Origin of the sequence: Pseudomonas putida, assembly GCF_028682475.1 — a bacterium.
Classification (GTDB): domain Bacteria; phylum Pseudomonadota; class Gammaproteobacteria; order Pseudomonadales; family Pseudomonadaceae; genus Aquipseudomonas; species Aquipseudomonas putida_AG.
Genome location: NZ_JANHLE010000016.1, coordinates 66,027 through 92,465, shown reverse-complemented (window position 1 = coordinate 92,465; position 26,439 = coordinate 66,027). Strand labels below are relative to the sequence as shown.

The 26,439-nt window shown below is 62.6% G+C and carries 26 protein-coding genes; 9 read left to right on the top strand and 17 right to left on the bottom strand.

Features of this window, described 5'->3' with window-relative positions:
• Positions 1–21: 21 nt before the first annotated feature.
• From NPS47_RS15165 to NPS47_RS15150, 4 genes are all read right to left on the bottom strand, one after another.
• On the bottom strand, positions 22–657 hold the full coding sequence (locus NPS47_RS15165; protein ID WP_274295681.1) for a TetR/AcrR family transcriptional regulator: 636 nt from the start codon (positions 655–657) through the stop codon (positions 22–24).
• A gap of 1 nt (position 658) precedes the next feature.
• Positions 659–2,245: a glutamate--cysteine ligase gene (gene gshA / locus NPS47_RS15160; RefSeq protein WP_274295680.1), complete on the bottom strand. Its 1,587-nt coding sequence runs from the start codon at positions 2,243–2,245 to the stop codon at positions 659–661.
• Positions 2,246–2,398: 153 nt separating this feature from the next.
• Positions 2,399–2,782 (bottom strand): PaaI family thioesterase, encoded by a 384-nt coding sequence (locus tag NPS47_RS15155; protein ID WP_274295679.1) that lies wholly within the window; start codon positions 2,780–2,782, stop codon positions 2,399–2,401.
• On the bottom strand, positions 2,782–5,100 hold the full coding sequence (locus NPS47_RS15150) for a Tex family protein (protein WP_274295678.1): 2,319 nt from the start codon (positions 5,098–5,100) through the stop codon (positions 2,782–2,784). The genes NPS47_RS15155 and NPS47_RS15150 overlap by 1 nt, the downstream gene beginning before the upstream one ends.
• Before the next feature lie 240 nt (positions 5,101–5,340).
• Between NPS47_RS15150 and ompR the strand changes: the two genes are divergently transcribed.
• Together ompR and NPS47_RS15140 are read left to right on the top strand one after the other, a co-directional pair.
• The gene (ompR, locus tag NPS47_RS15145; protein ID WP_045180947.1) at positions 5,341–6,081 is read left to right on the top strand and encodes a two-component system response regulator OmpR; all 741 of its coding nucleotides are present in this window, start codon (positions 5,341–5,343) and stop codon (positions 6,079–6,081) included.
• A 127-nt stretch (positions 6,082–6,208) separates the two neighbouring features.
• The gene (locus NPS47_RS15140; RefSeq protein WP_274295677.1) at positions 6,209–7,522 is read left to right on the top strand and encodes an ATP-binding protein; all 1,314 of its coding nucleotides are present in this window, start codon (positions 6,209–6,211) and stop codon (positions 7,520–7,522) included.
• Here the strand turns inward: NPS47_RS15140 and rimK are convergent.
• Positions 7,519–8,424 (bottom strand): 30S ribosomal protein S6--L-glutamate ligase, encoded by a 906-nt coding sequence (gene rimK, locus NPS47_RS15135; protein ID WP_038605625.1) that lies wholly within the window; start codon positions 8,422–8,424, stop codon positions 7,519–7,521. The genes NPS47_RS15140 and rimK overlap by 4 nt on opposite strands.
• On the bottom strand, positions 8,421–8,903 hold the full coding sequence (locus NPS47_RS15130; RefSeq protein WP_107025861.1) for an ATP-dependent zinc protease family protein: 483 nt from the start codon (positions 8,901–8,903) through the stop codon (positions 8,421–8,423). Before NPS47_RS15130 ends, rimK begins: the two co-directional genes overlap by 4 nt.
• Before the next feature lie 141 nt (positions 8,904–9,044).
• Between NPS47_RS15130 and NPS47_RS15125 the strand changes: the two genes are divergently transcribed.
• The 3 genes from NPS47_RS15125 to NPS47_RS15115 all read left to right on the top strand — a co-directional run bounded on the left by NPS47_RS15125 (position 9,045) and on the right by NPS47_RS15115 (position 12,132).
• The gene (locus tag NPS47_RS15125; protein ID WP_274295676.1) at positions 9,045–9,446 is read left to right on the top strand and encodes an RNA-binding S4 domain-containing protein; all 402 of its coding nucleotides are present in this window, start codon (positions 9,045–9,047) and stop codon (positions 9,444–9,446) included.
• Between the two features lie 62 nt (positions 9,447–9,508).
• Complete coding sequence (gene hslO / locus NPS47_RS15120; RefSeq protein WP_274295675.1) at positions 9,509–10,411, top strand: Hsp33 family molecular chaperone HslO; 903 nt, start codon at positions 9,509–9,511, stop codon at positions 10,409–10,411.
• Between the two features lie 179 nt (positions 10,412–10,590).
• Complete coding sequence (locus NPS47_RS15115; RefSeq protein WP_274295674.1) at positions 10,591–12,132, top strand: phosphoenolpyruvate carboxykinase; 1,542 nt, start codon at positions 10,591–10,593, stop codon at positions 12,130–12,132.
• Positions 12,133–12,387: 255 nt separating this feature from the next.
• Here the strand turns inward: NPS47_RS15115 and NPS47_RS15110 are convergent, their stop codons facing one another.
• Complete coding sequence (locus tag NPS47_RS15110) at positions 12,388–12,831, bottom strand: hypothetical protein (protein WP_274295673.1); 444 nt, start codon at positions 12,829–12,831, stop codon at positions 12,388–12,390.
• A 124-nt stretch (positions 12,832–12,955) separates the two neighbouring features.
• On the opposite strand from NPS47_RS15110, the gene NPS47_RS15105 reads away from it, so the two are divergent.
• Positions 12,956–13,384: an acyl-CoA thioesterase gene (locus tag NPS47_RS15105; protein WP_274295672.1), complete on the top strand. Its 429-nt coding sequence runs from the start codon at positions 12,956–12,958 to the stop codon at positions 13,382–13,384.
• A 9-nt stretch (positions 13,385–13,393) separates the two neighbouring features.
• Here NPS47_RS15105 and NPS47_RS15100 read toward each other — a convergent pair whose 3' ends face one another.
• From NPS47_RS15100 to NPS47_RS15075, 6 genes are all read right to left on the bottom strand, one after another.
• Entirely contained in the window at positions 13,394–14,050 is a 657-nt protein-coding gene (locus tag NPS47_RS15100) for a response regulator (protein ID WP_274295671.1), read from the bottom strand.
• Positions 14,051–14,168: 118 nt separating this feature from the next.
• Entirely contained in the window at positions 14,169–14,984 is an 816-nt protein-coding gene (locus NPS47_RS15095; RefSeq protein ID WP_274295670.1) for a CheR family methyltransferase, read from the bottom strand.
• 289 nt (positions 14,985–15,273) lie between these two features.
• The gene (locus tag NPS47_RS15090) at positions 15,274–15,750 is read right to left on the bottom strand and encodes a glycine zipper domain-containing protein (RefSeq protein ID WP_274295669.1); all 477 of its coding nucleotides are present in this window, start codon (positions 15,748–15,750) and stop codon (positions 15,274–15,276) included.
• 211 nt (positions 15,751–15,961) lie between these two features.
• A complete protein-coding gene (locus NPS47_RS15085) occupies positions 15,962–18,298 on the bottom strand; it encodes an FdhF/YdeP family oxidoreductase (protein WP_274295668.1) in 2,337 nt (778 codons plus the stop codon).
• Positions 18,299–18,300: 2 nt separating this feature from the next.
• Entirely contained in the window at positions 18,301–19,131 is an 831-nt protein-coding gene (gene fdhD, locus NPS47_RS15080) for a formate dehydrogenase accessory sulfurtransferase FdhD (protein ID WP_274295667.1), read from the bottom strand.
• 92 nt (positions 19,132–19,223) lie between these two features.
• Entirely contained in the window at positions 19,224–20,111 is an 888-nt protein-coding gene (locus NPS47_RS15075) for a LysR family transcriptional regulator (RefSeq protein WP_038605654.1), read from the bottom strand.
• 84 nt (positions 20,112–20,195) lie between these two features.
• On the opposite strand from NPS47_RS15075, the gene lysM reads away from it, so the two are divergent.
• A complete protein-coding gene (gene lysM, locus NPS47_RS15070) occupies positions 20,196–20,636 on the top strand; it encodes a peptidoglycan-binding protein LysM (protein WP_274295666.1) in 441 nt (146 codons plus the stop codon).
• On the opposite strand, the gene yrfG is transcribed toward lysM, so the two are convergent.
• Positions 20,637–21,299: a GMP/IMP nucleotidase gene (yrfG, locus tag NPS47_RS15065; protein WP_274295665.1), complete on the bottom strand. Its 663-nt coding sequence runs from the start codon at positions 21,297–21,299 to the stop codon at positions 20,637–20,639.
• A gap of 80 nt (positions 21,300–21,379) precedes the next feature.
• Between yrfG and nudE the strand changes: the two genes are divergently transcribed.
• Positions 21,380–21,946, top strand: a complete 567-nt coding sequence (gene nudE / locus NPS47_RS15060; protein ID WP_157190814.1) for an ADP compounds hydrolase NudE — start codon at positions 21,380–21,382, stop codon at positions 21,944–21,946.
• A complete protein-coding gene (gene cysQ, locus NPS47_RS15055) occupies positions 21,943–22,770 on the top strand; it encodes a 3'(2'),5'-bisphosphate nucleotidase CysQ (RefSeq protein ID WP_274295664.1) in 828 nt (275 codons plus the stop codon). The genes nudE and cysQ overlap by 4 nt, the downstream gene beginning before the upstream one ends.
• On the opposite strand, the gene NPS47_RS15050 is transcribed toward cysQ, so the two are convergent.
• From NPS47_RS15050 to NPS47_RS15040, 3 genes are read right to left on the bottom strand one after another with little or no spacing between them, the layout of a single operon-like run.
• Positions 22,759–23,214 carry a YiiD C-terminal domain-containing protein gene (locus NPS47_RS15050; protein ID WP_274295663.1) on the bottom strand — a complete coding sequence of 152 codons (456 nt, stop codon included), beginning with the start codon at positions 23,212–23,214 and terminating at the stop codon, positions 22,759–22,761. The genes cysQ and NPS47_RS15050 overlap by 12 nt on opposite strands.
• Positions 23,214–24,623, bottom strand: a complete 1,410-nt coding sequence (locus NPS47_RS15045) for a sigma-54-dependent transcriptional regulator (RefSeq protein WP_274295662.1) — start codon at positions 24,621–24,623, stop codon at positions 23,214–23,216. Before NPS47_RS15045 ends, NPS47_RS15050 begins: the two co-directional genes overlap by 1 nt.
• Positions 24,620–26,434, bottom strand: coding sequence for a sensor histidine kinase (locus NPS47_RS15040; protein ID WP_274295661.1), 1,815 nt, complete (start codon positions 26,432–26,434; stop codon positions 24,620–24,622). The genes NPS47_RS15045 and NPS47_RS15040 overlap by 4 nt, the downstream gene beginning before the upstream one ends.
• Positions 26,435–26,439 lie beyond the last annotated feature (5 nt).

The following is a 26,439-nucleotide window of genomic DNA, read 5'->3' as shown; positions in this document are numbered from 1 at the left end:
CCTGCGGTACATGTTGCTAGGTCAGCAAGCGTTTCGCTTTGCTAGATAGGGTGGCAGGTACAGCCCCAGATACGCATCGAACACGCGCATGCCTTCTTCAGCCATGCGCGGGGTAATCTGGCCATGCAACTGCACCGAACGGGCATAGACCCGATCCCCCAGCTCCATGGCCAGGGCAAAGACATCGACATCGTCCGGTAGCACCGGCAGCTGGAAGTGCTGGGCGAACAGCTTGTGCATCAAGTCGCCCAGTTCGATGTCGTGCTGGCGGTCGGCCTGGGTCACCTCGCTCAGACCGTGCTGGGCGAGGATCAACTGACGGGCTGCGGCATCCTGGTTGTAGATGCTCAGCATGCGCTGCTCGACCAGGCGCGAGAGGTCGTGCCAGGTGTTCAGCGTGCTGGCTTCAATCGGCTCGGCCAGGCAGGCCCGGAACGCGCCATGGACATCGGCGGTCAGGGCCTCGAGCAAGGCCGGGACACTGGCGAAAAAGTGATACACCGAGGACGGCGGGATTTGCGCCCGCTCGGCGACACTGTAGATCGACAGGCTGGCCACGCCTTCGCTAGCCAGCAGGGTGCGTGCCGCCTCAAGGATCGAGTCGATCCGCGCCTGGCTGGCGGCGCGGGGTTTGCGTGTGGAGACAGTCCGGCTCATGTCAGTTGCTGATCGCCAGAATGCTGGCCTGATAAGCGCTGACGAACAGGTCGAAGTCGCCCCTGTCCTCTTCACGCTCAAGCCTGGCCTGGGCCTCCAGGGATTCGCGCGCCGCCGTTTCGAAGCGCTGCTGCTCGTCTGCCGGCAGGTTTTCTGCGCGGAAGAACTCGGCATGCGCCTGGCTCTGGCGCAAGGCAAAGCGGCTGAAGCTTTCCTTGTGTTGAGTCATGCTCGCCAACACCTGAGCCGACGGCGTCAGGGACGGGTCGCTGACCTTGGCCTTCTGCAGTTCAAGAGACTTGGCGTGTTCATCGCTGTCCAGGCTGCGGTCGAGCAGCGCGGCTAACGGTGCAATTCGCTCCAGCAGCTCATTGGCCCACTCCTTGAGTTCCACCGGCTTGCCGTGGCGTTGCAGCATCAGGCCCGGACGGCGGCCTTCCTTGACCACACTGAGGAAGTTGCCCGTGCAGTTGCCGCATTCCAGGTAACCCAGCAGCGGGCTGTCTTCCAGCGCGCAGAACAGCAGGAAGGCATCAAGGAAGCGCGACTCTGGCAAATCGATGCCGGTCGGCAGGAACGGGTTGATGTCCAGGCAGCGCACTTCAACGTACTGGATACCGCGGGCCATCAGCGCCTGGATCGGCCGCTCGCCGCTGTAGGTCACGCGCTTGGGACGGATGTTGGAGTAGTACTCGTTTTCGATCTGCAGGATATTGGTATTGAGCTGTACCCATTCGCCATCCTTGTGCGTGCCGATTTCCACATAGGGCGCATACGGCGTGGCGACGGCCTTGCGCAGGCTGTCGGTATAGCTGTTCAGATCGTTGTAGCAAGGTGTCAGGCCGGCCTGGGCGTTGCTCTGGTAACCCAGGTCGCTCATGCGCAGGCTGGTGGCGTACGGCAGGTACAGCGTATCGGCGTCGAACTGTTCGAGCTGATGCGGGCGGCCGCGCAGGAAACCGGCATCCAGCGCCGGCGAGGCGCCGAACAGGTACATCAGCAACCAGCTGTATCGGCGGAAGTTACGGATCAGGGCGATGTAGGCCGCCGACTGATACGCGCGGTCATCGAGATTGCTGCCTTCAGCACTGCGCAGCAGCGGCCAGAGTTTCTCTGGCAGCGAGAAATTGTAGTGAATCCCGGCAATGCACTGCATGGTGCGGCCGTAACGCAGGGCCAGGCCCTTGCGATAGACATACTTGAGCTGACCGATGTTGGAGTCGCCATACCAGGCAATCGGAATGTCTTCCTCGGCCGGCAGCGGGCAGGGCATCGACGGGCTCCACAGGTATTCGCTACCCAGCTTGGAGTAGGCGAAGCGGTGGATGTTCTCCAGGCTTTCGAGGGTCTGCGCGGGGTCGGCCAGGGCTGGGGTGATGAACTCCAGCAGCGACTCCGAGTAGTCCGTGGTGATCTGCTCGTGGGTCAACGCCGCGCCCAGAGCCTCGGGATGCGGGGTCTGTGCCAGGCGACCGTCCTCGGTCACACGCAAGCATTCGCGCTCGATGCCGTGCAGGCACTGCTTGAGCAGGGAGAGGTTGTCGCCTTGGCCGAGCAGGCTCAGGCGGCGGTTGAGAAGTTCGCTCAAGATGGATTCCTTCACGCGTCAGTCGCCCCAATATGGGGGTGGATATGACGGTCTACAAGGGTGGACAGAGGAACTGGCGTTGTCGCCTGGTGTTGGCCGGCTTGCGGCAGTGCCTGCGCTCTGCCGAAAGTATCGCAATTTGGCCGTTTGCGGCTAGAGGACGACGAACGTTCCCTGCGCTTTTGCCACCAGCTTGTCGCCCTGAAGTACATCGGCGTCGACCACCAGGGTGCGCCGCCCGGCATGCAGCACCCGGGCGATACACTGCACTTCACCTTCGCTGACGGCGCGCAGGTAGTTGATCTTGCATTCCAGGGTCACGCTTTGCTGATCGAAACCATGGGCGCTGGAACAAGCCAGGCCCATGGCGGTATCGACCAGGCTGAAGATCGCCCCGCCATGCAGCTTGCCGCCGCGGTTGCGCAAATGCGGCTCCAGTTCCAGGGTCATTTCAGCAACGCCCGCTTCCAGGCGTTGCAGACGGCAGCCAAGCAACTGGCTGAAGGCGCTGAGGACAACGTCCGGTGGCAGCTCCATCACTTCTTCTTCAGTTGCTTGGCATTGGCAAACAGCGCGGCCATGGCGTTGTTGCTCGGCGCCGGCGTCTCCTTGGCGCGAGGTGCAGCGCTCTGCTGGCGCGGTGCCGAACCCGGACGGCTGCCACGGGCGCCATCGATCTTCTCGCCCGGGGTGTCGCTCATGCGCATCGACAGGCCGACGCGTTTACGCGGGATGTCGACTTCCATGACCTTGACCTTGACCACGTCGCCGGCCTTGACCGCTTCACGCGGGTCCTTGATGAACTTCTCCGACAGCGCCGAAATGTGCACCAGACCGTCCTGGTGTACGCCGATGTCGACGAAGGCACCGAAGTTGGTCACGTTGGTCACCACGCCTTCGAGGATCATCCCCAGTTGCAGGTCCTTGAGGTCCTCGACGCCTTCCTGGAATTCAGCGGTCTTGAACTCGGGACGCGGGTCGCGGCCGGGTTTGTCCAGTTCCTGCAGGATGTCGGTGACGGTCGGCAGGCCGAAGGTTTCGTCGGTGAATTTCTTCGCGTCCAGACGCTTGAGGAAACCGCTGTCGCCGATCAGCGAACGGATGTCGCGGTCGGTTTCGGCGGCAATGCGTTGTACCAGCGGGTAGGCCTCAGGGTGCACCGCCGAGGCGTCCAGCGGGTTGTCGCCGTTCATCACGCGCAGGAAGCCGGCAGCCTGTTCGAAGGTTTTTTCGCCCAGACGGCTGACTTTCTTCAACGCTGCACGGGTTTTGAACGCGCCGTTGGCGTCGCGGTGGCTGACGATGTTCTGTGCCAGGGTGCTGTTGAGGCCGGAGATCCGCGCCAGCAGCGCCACCGAGGCGGTGTTGACGTCGACACCGACGGCGTTCACGCAGTCCTCGACCACGGCGTCCAGGCCGCGCGCCAGCTTGAGCTGGGAAACGTCATGCTGGTACTGGCCGACACCGATGGACTTCGGATCGATCTTCACCAGTTCGGCCAGCGGGTCCTGCAGGCGCCGGGCAATCGACACGGCGCCACGGATCGACACGTCGAGGTCGGGGAATTCGCGGGCCGCCAGCTCCGAGGCCGAGTACACCGAAGCACCGGCTTCAGAGACCATGATCTTGGTCATTTTCAGTGCTGGATACTTTTTGATCAGCTCGGCAGCCAGTTTGTCGGTTTCACGGCTGGCGGTACCGTTGCCGATGGCGATGAGTTCCACCGAGTGCTTGGCGCACAGGGCGGCGAGTACGGCGATGGTCTGGTCCCACTGGTTTTTCGGCACGTGCGGGTAGACCGTGGCGGTGTCGAGCAGCTTGCCGGTGGCATCGACCACCGCCACCTTGCAGCCGGTACGCAGGCCCGGGTCGAGGCCCAGGGTGGCACGCGGGCCAGCCGGAGCGGCCAGCAGCAGGTCGTGCAGGTTGTGGGCGAAGACGTTGATCGCCTCACCTTCGGCATTGTCGCGCAACTCGCCGAACAGGTCGGTTTCCAGGTGGCTGTAGAGCTTGACCTTCCAGGTCCAGCGCACCACTTCGCCGAGCCACTTGTCCGCCGGGCGATTGTGGTTCTGCAGGCCGAAACGCTCGGCAATCATCATTTCGCAGGGGTGCAGGGTGCCCGGCAGCTCTTCGCCGACTTTCAGCGAGGCGGCCAGGACGCCTTCGTTGCGGCCACGGAAAATCGCCAGGGCGCGGTGCGACGGCACGCTCCTGAGCAGCTCGTCGTGTTCGAAATAGTCGCGGAACTTGGCCCCTTCCTCTTCCTTGCCGGCCACCAGGCGGGCGCTGAGCACGGCTTCCTGCTTGAGGAAGCTGCGCAGCTTGTCGAGCAGGCTGGCGTCTTCGGCGAAGCGCTCCATGAGGATGTACTTGGCGCCTTCGAGGGCGGCCTTGACGTCGGCAACGCCTTTTTCGGCGTCGACAAAGCGCGCGGCTTCGGCTTCAGGGCTCAGCTGCGGGTCGTTCAACAGACCATCGGCCAGCTCGCCCAGGCCGGCTTCCAGGGCGATCTGGCCCTTGGTGCGGCGCTTTTGCTTGTACGGCAGGTAGAGGTCTTCAAGACGGGTCTTGGTGTCGGCCAGCTTGATCTCGCGGGCCAGCTCCGGGGTCAGCTTGCCTTGCTCTTCAATGCTGGCCAGGATGCTGGCGCGGCGGTCGTCCAGTTCGCGCAGGTAGCGCAGGCGTTCTTCCAGATGCCGCAGTTGGGTGTCATCCAGGCTGCCGGTCACTTCTTTACGGTAACGGGCGATAAAAGGCACCGTCGAGCCTTCATCCAGCAGGGCCACGGCCGCCTCGACCTGTTGTGGGCGGACACCGAGTTCCTCGGCGATGCGGCTGTTGATGCTGTCCATAAAACCACCTGACAAATTGTGAAAACAAAGGCCGCGGGCGGGCGCCATGGGGCGCTCGGAGCAATGCGGCGCTGGCTGAAAGCGGCGCATTATACCCAGCGCGCCGGGCTTGCGGTGATAGCAGCGCGCCAGCTCGCGACCAGGCAGAACTGGCGCCCCGGGAAAAATCTGCTAACAATGCACACGGCACGGCCAATGGCGGCTAAGCCATAATGCGTGCCGAGATTAGAGGAGTTATTCATGAGCAGCACTGCCCAAACCGCTGAAGGCGAAAAAATTCTCATCGTCGATGACGACCCAGGCTTGAGCAGCCTGCTGGAACGTTTCTTCACCAGCAAGGGCTATCGCGCCCGTGCAGTACCGAACACCGAACAGATGGACCGCCTGCTGGCCCGTGAGGTTTTCAACCTGGTGGTCCTCGATCTGATGCTGCCTGGCGAGGATGGCCTGACTGCCTGCCGGCGCCTGCGCGCCGCCAACAACCAGATCCCGATCATCATGCTCACCGCCAAGGGCGACGAGCTGAGCCGCATCAAGGGCCTGGAGCTGGGTGCCGATGACTACCTGGCCAAACCCTTCAACCCCGATGAACTGATGGCACGGGTCAAAGCCGTTCTGCGTCGCCAGGCCCCTGCAGTGCCGGGTGCCCCGGGCAGCGAAGACGAGACCGTCACCTTCGGCGACTATGAGTTGTCGCTGGCAACTCGTGAGCTCAAGCGCGGTGAAGAAGTGCACATGCTCACCACCGGTGAGTTTGCCGTACTCAAGGCACTGGTCATGCATGCGCGCGAGCCGCTGACCCGCGACAAGCTGATGAACCTGGCCCGGGGCCGCGAGTGGGATGCCCTGGAGCGTTCCATCGACGTACAGATTTCCCGCTTGCGCCGCATGATCGAACCCGATCCGTCGAAGCCGCGTTATATCCAGACCGTCTGGGGCGTTGGCTACGTGTTTGTTCCGGATGGCAATGCCAGCAAGTGATGTTTCGAATGTAGGAGCCAGTCACTGCAAGCAGGGCGGACCTTCGGGTTGCCCTGTTTTTGCGTGTGCCGAGATCCGCAAAGCCTGCGAGCCATGCTCGTTCCTGCAAAGTGTGTAGCCGTTGTCGATGAAAACGCCCCTGTGGTTCCCGCAAAGCTTCTTCGCCCGCACCCTCTGGCTGGTGCTGATCGTCGTGCTGTTTTCCAAGGCCCTGACCCTGGTTTACCTGCTGATGAACGAAGACGTGCTGGTCGATCGTCAGTACAGCCACGGGGTGGCCCTTACCCTGCGTGCCTATTGGGCCGCCGATGAGTCCGACCGCGACAAGATCGCTGAAGCGGCAGGGCTGATCCGCGTGGTCGGCTCCGGTGTTCCGGAAGGCGAGCAGCACTGGCCGTACAGTGAAATCTACCAGCGCCAGATGCAGGCCGAGCTTGGCGCTGATACCGAGGTACGCCTGCGCATCCATGCGCCACCGGCGTTATGGGTGAGGGCGCCGAGCCTGGGTGATGGCTGGTTGAAGGTGCCGCTGTATCCGCATCCGCTGCGCGGCCAGAAAATCTGGAGCGTGCTCGGCTGGTTCCTGGCTATTGGTCTGTTGTCCACGGCGTCGGCCTGGATCTTTGTCCGCCAGCTCAACCAGCCGCTCAAGCGTCTGGTGTTTGCCGCCCGGCAGCTGGGCCAGGGGCGCAGTGTGCGCTTGCCGGTCAGCGATACGCCCAGCGAGATGACCGAGGTATACCGGGCCTTCAACCAGATGGCCGAAGATGTCGAGCAGGCTGGGCGGGAGCGGGAACTGATGCTGGCCGGGGTGTCCCACGATTTGCGTACGCCGCTGACCCGGTTGCGACTGTCGTTGTCGATGTTGGCTAATGAGAGCGACCTTACGGACGACATGGTGCGTGACATCGAAGACATGGACGCCATCCTCGACCAGTTCCTCGCCTTCATTCGTGACGGCCGTGACGAGCCGGTGGAAGAGGTTGACCTGAGCGATCTGGTGCGCGAAGTGGTCGCGCCGTTCAACCAGCCAGAAGAGCGGGTGCGCCTGTGCCTTGAGCCGATTCCGCCGTTCCCGCTGCGCCGGGTGTCGCTCAAGCGCATGCTCAACAACCTGATTGGCAACGCTCTGTATCACGCCGGCAAAGGGGTTGAAGTGGCAGCTTACGTATCGGGTGACAGCAGTGCGCCTTACGTGGTGCTCAGCGTTCTGGACCGCGGGGCGGGCATCGATCCGAACGAGCTGGAAGGCATCTTCAACCCGTTCATTCGTGGTGACCGTGCCCGCAGCGGCAAGGGCACGGGGCTGGGGCTGGCGATCGTCAAGCGTATCGCCGCCCAGCATGGCGGCAATGTCGAGCTGCGCAACCGCTCCGGCGGCGGCCTGGAAGCCCGGGTGCGCCTGCCGTTGGGGCTGTTGCTGCCGCGTGATGCGGTCTAGCCCTTACCCTTGGTGCGGGTCAGGTTTGGCCCGCCATTCTTCTCCAGATGCTCGATGATCATCCCGGCAACATCCTTGGCGGTGGTGACTTCGATGCCCTCAAGCCCAGGCGAAGAGTTCACTTCCATCACCAGCGGGCCGTGATTGGAGCGCAGGATATCCACCCCGGCTACGCTCAGGCCCATGACCTTGGCCGCACGAATGGCGGTCATGCGCTCTTCCGGGGTGATCTTGATCAGGCTGGCGCTACCGCCGCGATGCAGGTTGGAGCGGAACTCGCCGGGTTTGGCCTGGCGCTTCATCGAGGCAATCACCTTGTCGCCGACCACGAAGCAACGGATGTCGGCACCGCCGGCCTCCTTGATGTATTCCTGGACCATGATGTTCTGCTTCAGGCCCATGAACGCCTCGATCACCGACTCGGCAGCCTTGGTGGTTTCGCACAGGACCACGCCGATACCTTGAGTGCCTTCGAGCACCTTGATCACCAGTGGTGCGCCATTGACCATCTGGATCAGGTCGGGGATATCGTCGGGCGAGTGGGCGAAGCCGGTGACTGGCAGGCCGATGCCACGCCGTGACAGCAGTTGCAGCGAACGCAGCTTGTCACGCGAACGGGCAATCGCCACCGACTCGTTAAGCGGGAACACACCCATCATTTCGAACTGACGCAGCACCGCGCAGCCATAGAAAGTCACCGAGGCGCCGATGCGCGGGATCACCGCATCAAAGCCTTCCAGGGGCTTGCCGCGGTAGTGGATCTGCGGCTTGTGGCTGGCGATGTTCATGTAGGCGCGCAGGGTATCGATCACAACCATCTCATGGCCTCGTGCAGTACCGGCTTCAACCAGACGACGAGTGGAATACAGACGCGGGTTTCGCGACAGCACGGCGATCTTCATGCAACACCTGTGGAAGGAGAAATAGTGGCCGGGAATGCCGGCTTGTCCTGAACGTACTTGAGGCCCGGATTGACCACCAACTGGCCATGGATCAGGGCTTTGGAACCGAGCAACAGGCGATAACGCATGGCCTTGCGGCAGGCCAGGGTGAATTCCACTTCCCAGACCCGGTCACCCAGCGCCAGCGGTGTACGGATCACGTAGCGAATTTGCGCCTGGCCATTGGAGCTCTTGATGGTCTTCATTGTCACCAGCGGTGCTTCGCAGCGCCGGTGACGCAGCTGCACGACCGAACCCAGGTGCGCATTGAAGCGCACCCAGGGTTCGCCGTTGCGCTCGAAAGGCTCGACCTCGGTGGCGTGCAGGCTCGAGGTGCTGGCGCCGGTGTCGATCTTGGCGCGCAGGCCCGCCACACCGAGGTCGGGCAAGGCTACCCACTCGCGCAGGCCAATCACAGTCAAATGGTCAAATGTCTTCAAATTGCTCAACCAGCATAAAAAGTCGCAAGGCCGGAACCGGTGTGCGCGACAGGTCGGTGAACTGTAAGCACGCCGCGGTTTTTTTGCATCCGTCAGATACGGTAGTACAGTTCCGTTTACGAAATTAAGCGGGGAAATGTCATGGCACAAAAGCCGGAAGAGGACGATAAGGTCCGCTTGGACAAATGGCTATGGGCAGCGCGCTTCTACAAGACCCGGGCGCTGGCCAAGGCGGCCATCGAAAGCGGCAAGGTGCACTGTCGCGGCGAACGCTGCAAGCCGGGCAAAGAGCCGCGGATCGGCGATGAATTCGTCTTGCGCACCGGCTTCGATGAGCGCACGGTGGTGGTCCGGGCGCTGTCTGTGGTGCGCCGTGGCGCCCCCGAAGCCCAGGCGCTGTATGAGGAAACCGCCGAGAGTATCGCGCGGCGCGAGAAAGCGGCCGCCTTGCGCAAGGCTGGCGCACTGGGGGTGACGACCGATGGTCGGCCAACCAAGAAACAACGGCGCCAGCTTCACCAGCTTCACGACAGCGCCGGTTAACGGGCGCGGGGCGCACTGATAAACTAGGCGCCATTAACTCATTTACGCGAAAACCCGAACCCATGTCTGAATTGCCGGATACCGATTACACCCAACGCTTCCTCTTCGACGACCGCGATGTCCGCGGTGAAATGGTCGGGCTGGAGCGCAGCTATGCCGAAGTGCTGGCCAAGCATCCGTACCCGCAGCCAGTCGCACAGCTGCTCGGTGAGCTGATGGCGGCTGCCGCGCTGCTGGTCGGGACGCTGAAGTTCGATGGCTTGCTGATCCTTCAGGCCCAGTCGAGCGGGCCGGTGCCCCTGCTGGCCATCGAATGCACCAGCGAGCACGAAATCCGCGGCCTGGCACGCTATGTGGCCGAGCAGATCAAGGATGAAGCAACCCTCGCCGACCTGATGCCTGGCGGGCACCTGGTCCTGACCATCATTCCGGTCAACGGTCAGCGCTACCAGGGTACCGTGGAGCTGGACGGCAAGGATCTGTCGGAATGTTTTACCAACTATTTCGTCATGTCCCAGCAGATCAACACCTGCATTTCCCTCACCGCCGATGGCATCCGAGCCCGCGGCCTGCTGGTTCAGCAACTGCCTGCCGACCGCCAGAAGGATATCGAGGAACGTGAGGAAAGCTGGAACCACGTGAAGGCGCTGGCCAACACGCTGAAAGCCGAGGAACTGCTCGGCCTGGATAACGAAACCGTACTGCATCGTCTGTATCACGAAGATGCGGTACGCCTGTTCGATATCCAGCCCCTGCATTTCCGCTGCAGTTGCTCGCGTGAGCGCTCTGGTAATGCCCTGGTCAGCCTGGGCAAACCTGATGCGCTGGCGCTGGTCGAAGAGCATGGCGGCAAGATCGAAGTCGATTGCCAGTTCTGTAACCAGAGCTACCTATTCGATGCAGCCGATATCGAGCAATTGTTCGCCGGTGGCGGTGTGGACACGCCGTCAGATACTCGGCACTAAAACGTTTCACTACAGGTAAATCTCCTGTCTAACGCCGGAAACTCGCCGTTCTGACAGGAGGGCCCTACTTTTTTTGGGCGTTTCTGGCATAATCCGGCCACTTTTTTCGCTGTAGTAGTTTTCAAAGCTCTACTACAAAACGTTTGGAGCACTCGGCCGCAGGCCGGATGGGGAATCTCATGACGCAAGCCAACAACACCGTGTACACCGACCTGAGCGTCGATGAGCTGGTAAAAGAAGCGCTGAACCGCGGTGAAGGCGAGCTGGCCGATACTGGCGCGCTGGTCGTGAAAACCGGTCATCGTACCGGTCGTTCGCCGGTTGACCGTTTCATCGTCGAAGAGCCGTCCACTCAGGATGCCATCGCCTGGGGCCCGATCAACCGCAAGTTCCCGGCCGACAAGTTCGATGCCCTGTGGGACCGCGTTGAGGCCTTCAACAACGCTCAAGAGCACTTCGTTTCCTCCGTTCACGTAGGTGCCTCGGCCGAGCACTACCTGCCGGTGAAGATGACCACCCAGACTGCCTGGCAGAACCTGTTCGGTCGTTGCCTGTTCATCAATCCGGCCCAGTACAACCCTGCTGGCCGTGATGAGTGGCAAGTGCTCAACGTTGCCAACTTCGAGTGCGTGCCAGAGCGTGACGGCACCAACTCCGACGGTTGCGTGATCATCAACTTCGCCCAGAAGAAAGTGCTGATCGCCGGCATGCGTTACGCCGGTGAAATGAAGAAAGCCATGTTCTCGGTGCAGAACTTCCTGCTGCCAGCTGCCGACGTGCTGCCAATGCACTGCGCTGCCAACATCGGCGAAGCAGGCGATGTCACCCTGTTCTTCGGTCTGTCGGGCACCGGCAAAACCACCCTGTCGGCTGACGAAAGCCGTTACCTGATCGGTGACGACGAGCACGGTTGGGGCGAAGGCGTGGTGTTCAACATCGAAGGCGGTTGCTATGCCAAGTGCATCGACCTGTCGGAGAAGAACGAGCCGGTCATCTGGAAAGCCATCAAGCACGGTGCGGTGCTGGAAAACGTCGTGATCGACGACGCCAAGCACGCCGACTACGCCGATGTCAGCCTGACCCAGAACAGCCGCGCTGCCTACCCGCTGGAGCACGTTGCCAAGCGTTCCGAGAAGAACCTCGGCGGCGAGCCTAACGCTGTGATCTTCCTGACCTGCGACCTGACCGGCGTACTGCCGCCCGTGTCGATCCTCAGCGAAGAGCAAGCGGCCTACCACTTCCTCTCGGGCTACACCGCGCTGGTCGGTTCCACCGAGATGGGTTCGGGCAGCGGCATCAAGTCGACCTTCTCCACCTGCTTCGGCGCACCGTTCTTCCCGCGTCCGGCTGGCGAGTACGCTGAACTGCTGATCAAGCGTATCCGTGGTTTCGGTTCCAAGGTCTACCTGGTCAACACCGGCTGGACCGGTGGTGGCTACGGCGTCGGCAAGCGCTTCAACATCCCGACCACCCGTGCGGTGATCGCAGCGATCCAGAGCAGCGCACTGGTCGGTGCCGAGACCGAGCACCTGGACATCATCAACCTGGACGTGCCAAAAGCCGTTCCTGGCGTCGATACCGTTCTGCTCAACCCACGCAACACCTGGGCTGACCAAGCCGCCTACGATGAAGCAGCCAAGGCCCTGGCCAACCTGTTCATCGACAACTTCAAGAAATTTGAAGTGTCCGACGCCATCAAGGCCGCTGGCCCACAGCTGTAAGCTGATGCCGGTGTGACACAAAAAGCCGCCCCCAAGGGCGGCTTTTTGTTGTCTGTGGGAGCGGGCTTGCCCCGCGATTGCAGGCGGTCAGCTGCATTGCTTCGCGGGGCAAGCCCGCTCCCACCGAGAGTGTGGCACTGTGACTGATGGCAACCTAAAAGTAAGGAGCACCAATGCTCCCCGCCATTCCCTTCGCAATATGCTCCATGATTCGTTCCCGATCTTTTAACGCCAGAACTCGCCACACCAGGCGCATTAGTGAGAACGGGCTTTGAGCGCTGCCCTGCGAGCGGCAAACAGGCGGCGAGCCTCTTCGTCTTCAACTACCGGCGTCGGGTCCTGCAGACTGGCTTCGACCTGCGACCTGAACCAGGCTTCATAGGCCGCTGCCTCGTGAGCGAGCTTCAGTGCTTGCGCGCGATCAGGGCGCTGATAGGTCTTGAGCATGTTGGGGTCGTAGCCGGAGGTGTCGACCTTGAAGTACTCGATACCCAATCCTTGCAGATAACTGACCAGTGTCTCGAGTTTCTTGAACAACCGAATGTTGCCGCTGCGTTGTGCGGTCAGGATGTGTTCCTGATCATTGATGGAAACCTGCACTGCCCAACCGCCCGGTTGCCCGACGATATGTGTTGCATTGATAGCGCCGCTGCCCGCCAATTGGCTGAGGCTCGAGTGGTCAACGTGGTGAGTCGGCATAGGGGAATGTCTCTGTTTCATTCGGTGAGCCCATGCTATGCGATCTATAGTTGATTGCGACTATAGGACTTCTGATGTGATTGTGGGAAGCTTCTTCGATCCGTATCAGCAGCACAGGCCAGCCATGACCGATACCCCTCAACGCCACGACTATCCCCACCTGCAACCCATCCTCACGCGCTGGCAGGACAGCGACCTCAACGGCCATATCGCCGGTGCCACGGTGTACAGCTACTTTGACACCACTATCCAGGCATTCCTCCAGCAGCAGGGCGGTCTGGACCCGCAGGAGGGAGAGGTACTGGGTTTTGTGGTCAGCTCGGCCGCGGACTTTTTCGCCTTGCCGGCATTCCCCGACACCCTTGAAGTCGGACTGCGGGTAGCACGCCTGGCCGGTAGTTCGGTGGAGTATCAGTTGGCTTTGTTCCGGGTCGGCGAGGCGCAACCCTGCGCGGCGGGCAAGGTGGTCCAGGTGTTCGTCGAGCGCGCCTCGGGGCGGCCAGTGCCGTTGCCGGCCGAGTTGCAGGCAGCGCTACTGAGCTTGCAAGGCTGAGGCGCACGCTCAGTCGTTCAGGCAAATGATGCCTTCACGTACCGCAAACAGGACCAGGCCCGGCACATCATGAATCTGCAGGCGATGCATGATCTGTGAGCGGTGCGCCTCGATGGTTTTCACGCTCAGGCCCAGACCGTCGGCAATCGAGCGGGTGCTTTCGCCACGGGCGATGAGCCGCAGGATTTCCAGCTGACGGGTGGTCAGCTGCATGGCGTTGTTTGCCGACATGCGCTTGCGGCTGTGTTTGACGGCCTGGCCGATGACCATCGGTAGTACCGCCGAAGACAGGTACTGACCACCATTCTTCAAGGCCTGCAACGCCTGCTCCAGTTCTTGCACGGTAGCACTTTTGAGCAGAAAGCCATGGGCGCCGAGTTGCAGGCAACGCATGACGAAATCCAGTTCCGAACGTGACGAGAGCATCAGCACGTGGCAGGTTGGTGCGCGCAAATACAACTCGCGCAGAATCTGCTCACTGTCCAGGGTGTCGGCCGTCATGGCGAGAACGATGACATCGGGCTTGAGCCTTTCCGCCAGGGTGACAGCGGTCATGGCATCACCTGCGTCACCGATTACGGCGTATTGTTTTTTTTGTTCGAGCAACGCGCGCAGGCCGGCTCGAAAGAGCGGCGAGTCGTCGGCAAGTAGGATTCGGCAAAGCATGGGTTCGAGCCTGTTTCGCAAGTGTTGGGAGGCGGCAGGTGTGCTCGGTCCGTATGAGCGCTGCCGCGACGGCGCGTGATCAGTGTCGAAGGTCTGCCGCCGGTGTCGGCAGCGCAGCTCAACATAGGTGCTCGAACACCGAGGGCAGTATCGGCCGTAATGGCAGATCAAGCCCGTGAATGCTTTCGCTGTGGCCGATCAACAGCAGCCCGCCCGGGCGCAGTCGGGCCAGCAGGCGCTCGACCACCCGCTGCTTGTCATCCTGACTGAAACAGCTCAGCAGATTACGCAGCAATATCGCATCGAACACGCCAAGGTCATCAGGCAATGCCTGGATCAGATTGATTTGCCGCAAGCTGACACGCTCACGCAGGGCGGACTGTATTTGCAGGCGCCCGGCCATTTCGCCAACGCCACACTGGCAGTATCGCTGCAGCCAGCCCTGTGGAAAGTAACGAGCCTGGGCGATGTCGTAGATGCCCTCGCGGGCAAGTCCGAGCATGCCAGGGCTCATGTCGCTGGCGAGGATGCGCCAGTTGTCGTTGGCGGCGTGCTCGCTGGCGACCATGGCCAGGCTGTAGGCCTCTTCGCCAGACGCGCAGGCGGCGCTCCACAGGCGCGCAGGAGCGGGGTGCTCGGCAAGCCAGTGGGCAAGGAACTCGAAATGCCGGTGCTCACGGAAGAAATAGGTCTCTTTGGCGACCAGCAGTTCGACCACACGCTGGCGCTCGGCATGCTGTTCCGGCAGCGTGAGCAGGTGCAGGTAGTCGGCGAAAGTCGCCAACTGACAGTGGCGCAGGCGCCGGGCCAGGCGGGCTGCAATGACCACGCGGCGGTCCGCTGACAGAACCACGCCCGAAGCCTGTTCGACCAGTGATTGCAGCTCCAGGAACTGTATTTCGTTGAGCGCGGGTAAGCGTTTGCCGGCCGGCATATCAGCCTCTGCGGGCAATGAGCCGTCGGGTCGGCGTTGCAGAATCGATGCGCATTCCCTGCGTCCATTGGCTGATTGGGGAATGATCGATGATAGCTACTGGCTATTACTGGCAGAATCGGGGTGTCCCCTAAGGCCATAGACAGGGTAGGGGTAATAGGGCGCTGTGGGGCTTTGCTGAGTCAGCGGGAGATTTGCCTGAACGGCTTGAGCGGTAACGCGGATGGAACGCTCGAAGTCCCTGTCGGTGAGGGCAGGGACTAAGAGATTGGCTTAAGCCCAGGCACGCTTAGCGGTGGCGCCAGTGCTTCTTGTGCTTGCGATGACCATAGTGGTGGCCACGGTCGTGGTAGTAACGACGGTCGTCGTAGCCACGTCGGCTATGGCGATAATCTTCCTCGTCCGCTTCTTTGCCCATGTAGTTACCCAGCGCACCGCCGGCACCACCGCCTGCGGCGGCACCCATGTAGCCACCCGTAGTGCCGCCCACGCTGCGGCCGATTGCGTTACCGCCCGCTGCGCCCAAGGCGCCACCGATGGCCGCTTCACCACGGCTGTGCTTGTTCGCACCGACCGCACTGCCTGCCGCACCGCCAAGGCCCGCGCCGATCGTTGAGCCAGTGCTGCCGCCGATGGAATTACCGACCACTGAGCCCAGTACCCCACCCAATGCGCCGCCGATACCGGCTTCGGTGGTGCCACCTGCTGAGGCAACGCCACTGAGCAGGCCGAGAGACAACAACAGAATCGAGGAGTACTTCATCAAGAAAGCCTCATAGGGATGACGAGGCGATCCTGAGGCTGGCGAAGGGGGCTGGCAACGGAAATCCGACGAGTAACACGACTTGTACACAATTCGCTAAGTTACTGTTTTCACTGTGAAACTTTCTTGATTTTACGCTGTCTGAGCTTACTTGAGACAAGGCCCCGGCATCGCTGCCAGGGCCTTTTTTTTGATTCTCGAATAGAGAATGCGGTCAGAGGATGCGGGCGTTGTCGCTGGCGGCGTGCAGTTTGATCGCGACAAACTTCGAGGTCGGGGTATGGCTGCCATCACCGACACTTTCCAGCGGTACCAGCGGATTGACTTCCGGGTAGTAGGCCGCCGCCTGACCTGCCGGGATATCAAAAGCCAGCAGGGTGAAGCCCTTGACCCGACGTTCGCGGCCATCGCTCCAGAGTGAAACGATATCGGCCTTTTGCCCGGGATGAAAGCCCAGGCGGATGATGTCGGCCTCGTTGGCGAACAGCACGTTGCGCTGACCCTTGACCCCCCGGTAGCGGTCGTCGAGGCCATAGATGGTGGTGTTGTACTGATCGTGGGAGCGCATCGACTGCATGATCAGGTCCGGCACTTGGCCGGTCGCGCGCACGCACTCGTGCAGCAGGTCATCCGGCAGTCCGTTGGCTTTGAAGTTGGCCCGGCCGCTGGCGGTCTTCCATTGCCGTTGCCCGGCGCTGTTGCCCAGATAGAACCCGCCAGGGTGCTCCAGGCGCTGGTTGAAGTTGTCGAAGCCGGGAATGGTATCGCTGATCAAATCACGAATACGCCCGTAGTCGGCCACCAGCCAGTGCCAGTCCACCGGCTTGGCGCTGAGCGTGGCAGCGGCAATCCCGGCAACCACCGCAGGCTCCGAGCGCATCTGCCGTGACAGTGGCTGCAGCTGGCCGTTGGAGGCATGCACCATGCTGAACGAGTCCTCCACCGTGACCGCCTGCGGACCGGTGCTTTGCAGGTCGATGTCGGTGCGGCCCAGGCACGGCAGGATCAGTGCCTGCTTACCGTGAACCAGGTGGCTGCGGTTGAGCTTGGTGCTGATCTGCACGGTCAGCTCGCAGCTGCGCAGGGCCTGGGCGGTGCGTTCGGTGTCGGGTGTGGCCTGGGCAAAGTTGCCGCCAAGGCCGATGAACACCTTGGCTTGACCGGTGAGCATGGCGCCAATCGCTTCCACGGTGTTGTGGCCGTTGTGGCGTGGCACCTTGAAGCTGAAGCGACGCTCCAGGGCATCGAGCAGGGCCACTGGCGGGCGTTCGTTGATGCCCATGGTCCGGTCGCCCTGGACGTTGCTGTGGCCGCGCACCGGGCACAGGCCGGCACCGGGAACGCCGAGGTTGCCACGCAGCAGCATCAGGTTGGCGATTTCCTGGATGGTCGCCACCGAGTGGCGGTGCTGGGTGATGCCCATGGCCCAGCACATGATGACTTTGCCGGCTTTGCAGTACATCCGCGCGGCCTGTTCGATATCGGCCAGGCTCAGCCCGGACTGGGTCTCGATCTGGGCCCAGGAGGTGTTATCCACCGCCTGCAGATACTCGTGCACGCCTTGGGTGTGCTGATTGAGGAAGTCATGATCGAAGATCGCCGGGGCGTTGCTGGCCAGGGCTTCGCGCTCCCACTGCAAGAGGAACTTGGCCATGCCGCGCAACAGCGCCATGTCGCCGCCCAGTGCCGGGCGGAAGTACGCGGTGTTGGTTGGACGATCGCCGTTGGTGAGCATTTCCAGTGGATGTTGTGGGTGCTGGAAACGCTCCAGGCCGCGTTCCTTGAGGGGGTTGATACACACCACCTGGGCGCCGCGTTTGACTGCCTCACGCAGCGGTTCAAGCATGCGCGGGTGATTGGTGCCGGGGTTCTGGCCCCAGACGAAAATCGCATCGGCGTGCTCGAAATCGTCAAACGTCACCGTGCCTTTGCCGACCCCGACACTCTGGCCCAGGGCCACGCCACTGGCTTCGTGGCACATGTTCGAGCAGTCCGGAAAGTTGTTGGTGCCGTAGGCGCGCACGAACAGCTGGTACAGATACGCCGCCTCGTTACTGGCCCGGCCCGAGGTGTAGAACTCGGCCTGGTCGGGGCTGGCAAGGTTTTGCAGGTGGCTGGCGATCAGGGCGAAAGCCGCGTCCCAGTCGATCGGGCGGTAGCGGTCGGTGCTTGGCTCGTAGACCATCGGTTCGGTCAGCCGCCCCTGGTATTCGAGCCAGTAATCACTCTGGGCCAGTAGCGAGGTGACGCTGTGACGGGCAAAAAACGCCGCATCGACGCGGCGCTTGGTCGCTTCCCAGTTCACCGCTTTGGCGCCGTTCTCGCAGAACTTGACCATGCCGCTTTCCGGCGAATCGCCCCAGGCGCAGCCGGGGCAGTCGAAGCCGCCATTCTGGTTGGTCTTGAGCAGGGCGCGGATATTCTTCAGCGCATTGTCGCTGCCGATCCAGGCCTGGGCCACACTGCGCAGCGCGCCCCAACCGCCAGCAGCGCCGAGGTAGGGCTTGTAACGCGGGACGGGCTTCTGATCGGCTTGGTGATGCAGACTCACGGTCAATTCTCCAGCACGGGGCTGAACACCCGTGGCGCACTGTGTTTGGGCAGATGGATCAGGTTGAGGTTGTGGCGGCGCGCCCATTGCAGGGCCAGGCCGGTGGGCGACGACAGGCTGACCAGGGTCTGGATGCCGGCGCGCAGGACTTTCTGGATCAGTTCCAGGCTGCAGCGGCTGGTGACAATCGCCAGTCCGCCGTCGAGGCTGATGTGCTGGCGCAGCAAGGCGCCGATCAGCTTGTCCAGAGCGTTGTGGCGGCCAATGTCTTCGCGGCCCAGCAGCAGTTCACCCTGATTGTTCATGAACAGTGCCGCGTGCACCGCACCGCAGTGCTGGCCGAGCGGCTGGAAAGCATCGATGCGCTGGCGCAGACCATCGAGCCAGTGCGCAGGCGGCAGCGGGGCGCCAGGCAACACCTTGAGTTCCGGTAGGGCCTGTTCCAGGGCTTCGACCCCGCACAGACCGCAGCCACTGGTGCCGGCCAACTGGCGGCGCTGGTCTTTCAGGTTCCAGAAGGCGCGGCTGGCGATTTCCACTTCCGCGCTGATCGCCGACCCCCGGCCGGTGAGCTTGAGGTCATAGATGTCGTCGGGCGAAGTGATGATGCCGCTGCCGAGGCTGAAACCGACGATAAAGTCTTCAAGGTCGGTCGGGCTCACCAGCATGACCGCCTGGTTGATGCCGTTGTAGGCAATGCCCAGGGCGACTTCTTCGGCCAGTGGTGTGCTGGCCTGGCTGGCATCGGTCAGGTGGCTGTAGTCATAGCGGTTGCTGGCCGCGGGCGCAGTCAGGGGGGCGGACGCCGCGCAGGCCGGAGGTGTTGTGCTCATTAGAGATACCGGCGGCTGGTCTGGTTTAAGCCTAGGCTTGCGCTCGGGTATCGTCTAATCGCTAATGCTGATGCCTTGATAGACGGCGTCGATCAGGCACCGCTTTGCAAGGCTTGAAATTCAGCCAGGCAGGCTTCGGCCAGGGCCGAGCGTGGCGCCGTACGCCGCATGATCAGGCCCAGTGGCGCGAGGGTACTGGCCTGCTCGATCGGTTGCAGGCGCAGCCGTTCGGTGAGGACTTCAAGGCCTGCCGCCAGCGGCATGATCGCGCAACACAAACCACCGCCGACCGCCTGCACCAGCTGATGGACGGCATCGGTCTGCAGCAGCAAGCGCGGCTCCAGCCCCCGGCTGTGAAAGTTGTGATCGATCGACTGGCGAAAGTGCATGCCGGCGGTCAGCAGGCCCAGCGGCAGTTCGGTCAATGCCTGCCAGCTTAAGGGCTGTTCGTCGAAGCGAAAATGATCTGGGTCATACAACAAGCCCATGCGGGTTTCGCCCAGAGGCAGGGACAGAAAGCGCTCGTGGTCCAGGCGTTCGAGGTAGGACACGCCCAGGTCCAGACGATTGCTGGTCAGCTGTTCAAGGATCTGTTCGGAGCTCAGCGCGCTGAGTTCGAAGTTCAGGTCCGGGTGGTGCTGGTGCAGGCGTTGCAGCAAGGGCAACGGATCGAAACTCGACAGCGGCACCACGCCCAGGCGCAGGTTACCGACCAGATGGCCACGGCAGGCAGCGGCTTCGGCGTGCAGGCCATCGTAAGCAGCAATCACCGTACGCGCCCAGGCCAGTACCCGCTCGCCCTGGGCAGTGAAGCCTTCGAAGCGCTGGCCACGGTTGACCAGGGCCAGGTCCAGCTCCTGCTCCAGATTGCGCAGGCGCATGGACAGGGTCGGTTGGGTTACATGGCAGCGGGCGGCGGCTTGGCCGAAGTGGCGGGTTTCATCCAGGGCGATGAGGAATTTGAGTTGTTTGATGTCCATCGTCGCTCCGTGGCGCAAAGCAGGCGAAGCATTCTAACCTGTCCTAGACTCCAGGCTCCGAGATTCATCACCAAGGAGAGCGGTATGAGCATTTTCAGTTTCATCAAAGAAGCCGGTGAGAAAATCATCGACCTGCTGACCCCAGGTAATGCCAATGCCAGCGAGCAGTTGCAGAAGCACGTGGAAGCGGTTGGCCTCGGCAACCCGAACATCAAGGCCACGGTCGATGGCGACAAGGTGACCGTCACCGGAGAAGTGGCCAGCCAGGAAGAAAAGGAGAAGATCCTGCTGGCGCTGGGCAACATTGCCGGCGTGGCGACCGTGGATGATCAGATCACGGTGACCGGGCCGGTCGTCGCCGCTGCGCGTTTTGTGGTCGTGAAGAAGGGCGATACCCTCAGCGCGATTTCGCTGGCGGTGTATGGCAACGCCAATCTGTACAACAAGATCTTTGAAGCCAACAAGCCGATGCTCAAACACCCGGACAAGATCTATCCGGGCCAGTCGCTGCGCATTCCCGAGTAATCACAAGCCTTCGAGTAACGCCCGGTAGTCTTCGACCGCCGCGAACTCCTCGGTATCCCGTGGCCCTTTGCGGCTATCCGGCTGGCGCACCGCAAGCAGGTGCGCCACGCCGAAATCACGGGCGCTGCGCAGGATCGGCAAGGTGTCATCGATAAACAGGCTGCGTTCAGGCATGAAGTTGATATCGGCCTGCAAAGCCTCCCAGAACTGCGGGTTTTCCTTGGGATAACCGTAGTCATGCGAGCTGATCAGGCGTTCGAAGTAGGGCGCAAGTTCCACCCGCTCCAGTTTCGTTGACAGCGAGTCGCGGTGGGCGTTGGTGATCAGGATCACCCGCTTGCCGGCCTGCTTGATGGCCTGGAGGAAGGTGTCCGCGTCCGGGCGCAAGGCGATCAAATGAGCGGTTTCCAGCTTCAGTTCGCGCACCGGCAGATTCAGCTCGCGGCTCCAGAAATCCAGGCAGTACCAGTTCAGCGAGCCGGCGTGCTGTTCGAACAAGGGCTGCATTTCCAGTTCGGCCATCGTCCGGCTGATACCGTGCAGCTCGGCATAGCGCTGGGGCAGGTGTTCGAGCCAGAAATGGTTGTCGTAGTGCAGGTCCAGCAGGGTACCGTCCATATCCAGGAGTACGGTGTCGATGGTGGACCAGGCTAAAACGGGCATATGAAATTCTCGGACAGTCAGGGCAGCGGTGGCCGGGCAAGCCACGGTATAGTAACCCGTTCACGCCCAGGAGCCGCCCCATGCGCCAGAAACCCACCGTCCTTTCCCGCGAAATTGTCGCCAGCAGCCGTCTGTTTCGGGTCGAAGCTGTGCAATTGCGTTTTGCCAATGGTAACGAGCGCACCTATGAGCGTCTGGTGGGGCGCGGTAACGGTTATGGTGCGGTGATGGTCGTGGCGATGCTCGATGCCGAGCACGCGGTGCTGGTGGAAGAGTATTGCGGCGGTACCGACGAGTACGAGCTGTCTTTGCCCAAGGGCTTGATCGAGCCCGGCGAAGATGTGCTGGCGGCGGCGGACCGCGAGCTCAAGGAGGAAGCGGGCTTTGGTGCACGTCAGCTCGAGCACCTGACCGAGCTGTCGCTGTCGCCGGGCTACATGAGCCAGAAGATCCAGGTGGTATTGGCCACTGATCTTTACGAAGAGCGCCTGGAAGGCGATGAGCCTGAGCCGATGCGCGTCGACAAGATCAACCTGCGCGAGCTTTCAGCGCTGGCCCAGCATCCGCAGTTTTCCGAAGGCCGTGCGCTGGCGGCGCTGTACCTGGTGCGTGACCTGCTGACGCAGCGTGGGGTGTTCAGCGCATGAATGACCAGCAACTGATGCAACAAGTGGTCGGCTTGGCACGCGAGGCGGGCAAGGCCATCCTGCCGTTCTGGCGTGCCGATGTCGCGGTAACGGCGAAGGCCGATGATTCACCGGTGACCGCTGCTGACATGGCGGCCCATGAAGTCATTGCCAAGGGCCTGCACGCCTTGGCCCCGGAGATTCCGGTGCTGTCTGAAGAAGACTGCAATATTCCCTTGGGTGAGCGTCAGCAGTGGCAGCGCTGGTGGCTGGTGGATCCGCTCGACGGCACCAAGGAGTTCATCGCCGGGACTGAAGAGTTCACCGTCAATATCGCCCTGATCGAGCAGGGGCGCGTGGTGTTTGGCGTGGTGGCGATTCCTACTAATGGTCGCTGCTACTACGGCGGCCAGGGCATGGGGGCCTGGCTTGAAAAAGTACAGGGCGCGGCTGAAACCATCCAGGTGCGCACCGCTCCGCCTGCGGGTGAACGCTTTACCGTGGTTGCCAGCCGTCGACACACCAGCCCTACGCAAGAAGCCCTGCTGGCCGGTCTAAGTACAGCGGTCGGTGAGCTTGAGCTTGCCAATATCGGCAGCTCGCTGAAGTTCTGCCTGTTGGCCGAAGGGGCGGCCGACTGCTATCCGCGTCTGGCGCCGACGTCCCAGTGGGATACTGCGGCGGCCCAGGGCGTACTGGAGGGGGCTGGCGGCGAAGTGCTCGACCTCGATGGCCAGGCCTTTGCCTACCCGCCGCGCGAGTCGTTGCTCAATCCTTTCTTCCTCGCCTTGCCAGCCGCCGCGCCGTGGCGCGGCAAGCTGCTGCAACTGGCTTCAACGATGTAGCACGTACTGGCCGCTGAACAGCACGGCGGCCTCATCGCTGCCGGCATTGCTGACCCGGGTGTGCAGGTTCAGGCGCGCCCGGCCGCGACGCTGGTAGGTGGCGATGAAGCGCTCCCAGACTTTCTCCTCCGGCGCTGCGCAGACAGCGATAGCCGCCCCCGTCACCGGCAGCGGATAGCTGATCTGTCCTTCCTGAATGACGATATGGCCATCGTCGATGCCCACCTCGCGCAGACGCAGGTGCAACCAGCCCCAGCCGACCAGCACCGCCGCGCAGTACAGGCTGCCGCCGAACATGGTGCTCTTGTGGTTGACGTTGGCGGCCAGTGGCAACTGCAGGCGCAGTTGCTGGTGCTGCCAGTCGAGCACCTGCAAGCCCATTTCGCGGGTCAGCGGAATGTCGCCGTGCAGCACCGATTCCAGGTAGTGGCTGTCTGTGGCCATCAGCGGTTGTCCTCCATCTCGTCAGGGCTGCTGTTGCTGTCGGCGAAGCTCAGGCCATGCTTGCGCAGTTTGTCGTGCAAGGTCTTGCGTGGGATGCCGAGCGCTTCGGCCAGGCTGCGCATGGAACTGTGCGGCTGGGCCAGTTCGGCGGCGATCAGCGAGCGTTCGAACTGCTCGACCTGGTCGCTGAGGTTGCCGCTGGTTGCCGTGAGCGGTTGGGCGTGGGCCGGCACCGGGGCTTCGCCGTCGAGCGCCAGTTCCAGCCCGAGGGCGAAGCGTTCGGCGGCATTTTGCAGTTCACGTACGTTGCCTGGCCAGTTGTGACGCAACAACAGCGCGCGCTGTGCCGGCTGCAAGCTGTGCGCTGGCAGACCGTGGCGCTCGCTCGCGGCATCGGCGAAATGCTGGAACAACACCAGAATGTCGTCGCCACGTTCACGCAGCGGCGGAATGCGCAGCGGCGCGACGTTCAGGCGGTAGTACAGGTCGGCGCGGAAGCGGCCCTGATCGGCGGCCTGGCGCAGGTCTTCCTTGGTGGCGGCGATGATGCGGATGTCCAGCGGGATCTGCTGGTTACCGCCCAGGCGCTCGACCACGCGTTCCTGCAGCAGACGCAGCAGCTTGACCTGCACGTCCAGGCTCATGCTCTCGATCTCGTCGAGGAACAGCGTTCCGCCATTGGCAAACTCGAACTTGCCGATCCGGCGTTTCTGCGCCCCGGTGAACGCCCCCGGCTCGTGGCCGAACAGTTCGCTTTCGACCACCGACTCGGCCAGGGCCCCGGCATTGATCGCCACGAACGGGCCGTCGCGACGGCTCGACAGGTCATGCAGGGCACGGGCGACCACTTCTTTACCGGCACCAGTCTCGCCAAGGATCAGCACGTCGGCGCGGGTTCCGGCCAGGGCGCCAATCTGCTCACGCAGGCGCAGCATCGGCGCCGAATGGCCAACCAGGCGGGTACTCAGTTGCTGGCGGTCACTCAGGGCCAGGCGCAGGCTGCGGTTGTCCAGCACCAGGCGGCGCAGGGCCAGGGCGCGGCGCACGCTGTCGAGCAGGGCGTCACTGGCGAACGGCTTTTCGAGAAAATCATAGGCCCCGGCACGCATGGCCTGTACCGCCAGCGGCACATCGCCATGGCCGGTGATCAGCAACACCGGCAGCTCCGGGTCCTGGGCGCGCACCTGTTGCAACAGCTGCAGACCATCAATGCCGGGCATGCGGATATCGCTGACCAGCACGCCGGGCCAGTCCTGTTCGATGCGTCCGGCCAGGTTCTGGGCATCGCTCAGCGACAGGACGTTGAGGCCGGCAAGATCCAGGGTCTGGCTCAGGGCTTGGCGCAGGTGCGGGTCGTCGTCGACCAGAATTACCTGTACGCGGCTGTCGATGCGCGGCTCGGTCGTCATGCCGATGGGTCCTCCGAAGTTTGCAGGTTGGCGCCGGGCTTGGCCACGCGCAGTTGCAGGGTAAGCAGGGCACCCCCTTCCGGGTGGTTGCCGAGCACTAATTCGCCGCCCAGCGCACGCATCAAGGTATCGCAGATCGCCAGGCCCAGGCCAAGCCCCTGGGTACGTGTCTTGGTGGTGAAAAACGGCTCGCGCGCACGGGCCAGCGCTTCGCTGGTAAAACCCGGGCCGTTGTCGCGAATGTACAGGTAGACGTTGCCGTCGCGCTGTTCGGCACTGAGCATGAGTCTGCGCGGGTTGGCTTTTTCGGTCAGGGCGTCGAGGGCGTTGGCCAGCAGGTTGCCCAGCACCTGGCGCAGGCGGGTTTCTCCGGCCTGGACCCACAGCGTCGCGTCCGGCAGGTCGCGCACCAGCTCCACCGCCATGGCACGCCGACGCTTGGCCAGCAGGGCCAGGGCGTCGTCCAGCGCCGGTTGCAGGGCCACGCTTTCCGGCGCATGCCGGTCGCGGCGGGCGAAGGCGCGCAGGTGGGCAATGATCGAGGCCATGCGTCCGGTCAGTTCACTGATCAGCTTGAGGTTGCTGCGGGCATCGTCGGTGCGCTGGTGATCGAGCAGGATCTCGGCATTTTCGGCATAGCTGCGGATCGCCGCCAAGGGCTGGTTGAGCTCGTGGCTGATACTCGCCGACATGGTCCCCAGCACCGACAGCTTGCCGGCCTGGACCAGTTCGTCCTGGGCGCGCACCAGTTCCTGCTGGGCCTGCTCGCGTTCCAGTACCTCGTCTTTCAGGCGGCTGTTGAGCCCTTCCAGATCGGCGGTGCGTTCAATCACGCGCTTCTCCAGTTCCTGGCGTGCATGGGCCTCGAAGTCGATGCGGTCCATGTAATGACGTCGGCGTTGCATCATCAGGCCCAGCAACAGCATCAGTACCAGCAGGGCGGCGGTGCCGATGGCGACCACGGTGTTCACCGAACGGTCGATCAGGGTTCGCGGGGCGAGGATACTGACCTGCCAGCCGGTTTCCTCAATGGCCTGGGTCTGGATCAACCAGGCCTCTTGATTGAGGTTCAGTGGCTGCGGGGCCTGGGTCGGGTAGGGCTGGATGGCGGCAATCGCCTCGCCTTCGGCAGCGCTCAGCGGCCGGGTGGCACGAAAGCGCCAGTCTGGACGTGAAGTGAGGATCACCACGCCGTTATGGTCGGTCAGCAGCAACTGCTCGGGGGTTTTGCCCCACAGGGTTTCGGTGTGGTCCAGATCGACCTTGACCACCAATACGCCGATGATCTGCTTGCCGTCGCGCACCGCAGCGGCGAAGAAGTAACCGCGTTTGGCCGAGGTCGTGCCCTGGCCAAAGAAGCGCCCCAGGCGTCCTGCGACAGCATCGGTGTAATAAGGGCGGAAGGCGAAATTGCGGCCGATGAAGCTGTCGTGCTTGTCCCAGTTGGAGGCCGCCAGGGTATTGCCCCGGGCGTCCATCAGGTACATGACTTCGGCACCGGTCTGAGTGGCGATGTCCTTGAGCAGACGGTTGGCGTTGGTCAGGGTTTCCAGGCGCAGGGGATCGGCCAGCACCGCACGCAGGGCCGGCAGGTCGCCAAGGATCTGCGGCAGCGTTTCATAGCGGTGCAGGGTGCCCAGCAGGTTGGCGACATACAGGTCCAGGGTCTGGCGGTTTTGTCCGGCCAGTTCGCCTTGGTAATAGTGTTTGGCCAGGTGCTGCAAGGGCCAGAGCAAGGGCGCCAGGCACACCGCCAGCAATGCCAGGCTACGCCATCGAGGGCGGCGGGGAAGTGGTGGAATCTTGGTCATGGTAA

What these genes read in the sequence shown, in the direction of transcription:
- NPS47_RS15165 (WP_274295681.1), bottom strand. Translation starts at nt 657, where the DNA reads ATGAGCCGGACTGTCTCCACACGCAAACCCCGCGCCGCCAGCCAGGCG.
- NPS47_RS15155 (WP_274295679.1), bottom strand. Translation starts at nt 2,782, where the DNA reads ATGGAGCTGCCACCGGACGTTGTCCTCAGCGCCTTCAGCCAGTTGCTT.
- NPS47_RS15150 (WP_274295678.1), bottom strand. Translation starts at nt 5,100, where the DNA reads ATGGACAGCATCAACAGCCGCATCGCCGAGGAACTCGGTGTCCGCCCA.
- ompR (WP_045180947.1), top strand. Translation starts at nt 5,341, where the DNA reads ATGAGCAGCACTGCCCAAACCGCTGAAGGCGAAAAAATTCTCATCGTC.
- NPS47_RS15140 (WP_274295677.1), top strand. Translation starts at nt 6,209, where the DNA reads ATGAAAACGCCCCTGTGGTTCCCGCAAAGCTTCTTCGCCCGCACCCTC.
- rimK (WP_038605625.1), bottom strand. Translation starts at nt 8,424, where the DNA reads ATGAAGATCGCCGTGCTGTCGCGAAACCCGCGTCTGTATTCCACTCGT.
- NPS47_RS15125 (WP_274295676.1), top strand. Translation starts at nt 9,045, where the DNA reads ATGGCACAAAAGCCGGAAGAGGACGATAAGGTCCGCTTGGACAAATGG.
- hslO (WP_274295675.1), top strand. Translation starts at nt 9,509, where the DNA reads ATGTCTGAATTGCCGGATACCGATTACACCCAACGCTTCCTCTTCGAC.
- NPS47_RS15115 (WP_274295674.1), top strand. Translation starts at nt 10,591, where the DNA reads ATGACGCAAGCCAACAACACCGTGTACACCGACCTGAGCGTCGATGAG.
- NPS47_RS15110 (WP_274295673.1), bottom strand. Translation starts at nt 12,831, where the DNA reads ATGCCGACTCACCACGTTGACCACTCGAGCCTCAGCCAATTGGCGGGC.
- NPS47_RS15105 (WP_274295672.1), top strand. Translation starts at nt 12,956, where the DNA reads ATGACCGATACCCCTCAACGCCACGACTATCCCCACCTGCAACCCATC.
- NPS47_RS15100 (WP_274295671.1), bottom strand. Translation starts at nt 14,050, where the DNA reads ATGCTTTGCCGAATCCTACTTGCCGACGACTCGCCGCTCTTTCGAGCC.
- NPS47_RS15095 (WP_274295670.1), bottom strand. Translation starts at nt 14,984, where the DNA reads ATGCCGGCCGGCAAACGCTTACCCGCGCTCAACGAAATACAGTTCCTG.
- fdhD (WP_274295667.1), bottom strand. Translation starts at nt 19,131, where the DNA reads ATGAGCACAACACCTCCGGCCTGCGCGGCGTCCGCCCCCCTGACTGCG.
- NPS47_RS15075 (WP_038605654.1), bottom strand. Translation starts at nt 20,111, where the DNA reads ATGGACATCAAACAACTCAAATTCCTCATCGCCCTGGATGAAACCCGC.
- lysM (WP_274295666.1), top strand. Translation starts at nt 20,196, where the DNA reads ATGAGCATTTTCAGTTTCATCAAAGAAGCCGGTGAGAAAATCATCGAC.
- yrfG (WP_274295665.1), bottom strand. Translation starts at nt 21,299, where the DNA reads ATGCCCGTTTTAGCCTGGTCCACCATCGACACCGTACTCCTGGATATG.
- nudE (WP_157190814.1), top strand. Translation starts at nt 21,380, where the DNA reads ATGCGCCAGAAACCCACCGTCCTTTCCCGCGAAATTGTCGCCAGCAGC.
- cysQ (WP_274295664.1), top strand. Translation starts at nt 21,943, where the DNA reads ATGAATGACCAGCAACTGATGCAACAAGTGGTCGGCTTGGCACGCGAG.
- NPS47_RS15050 (WP_274295663.1), bottom strand. Translation starts at nt 23,214, where the DNA reads ATGGCCACAGACAGCCACTACCTGGAATCGGTGCTGCACGGCGACATT.
- NPS47_RS15045 (WP_274295662.1), bottom strand. Translation starts at nt 24,623, where the DNA reads ATGACGACCGAGCCGCGCATCGACAGCCGCGTACAGGTAATTCTGGTC.
- NPS47_RS15040 (WP_274295661.1), bottom strand. Translation starts at nt 26,434, where the DNA reads ATGACCAAGATTCCACCACTTCCCCGCCGCCCTCGATGGCGTAGCCTG.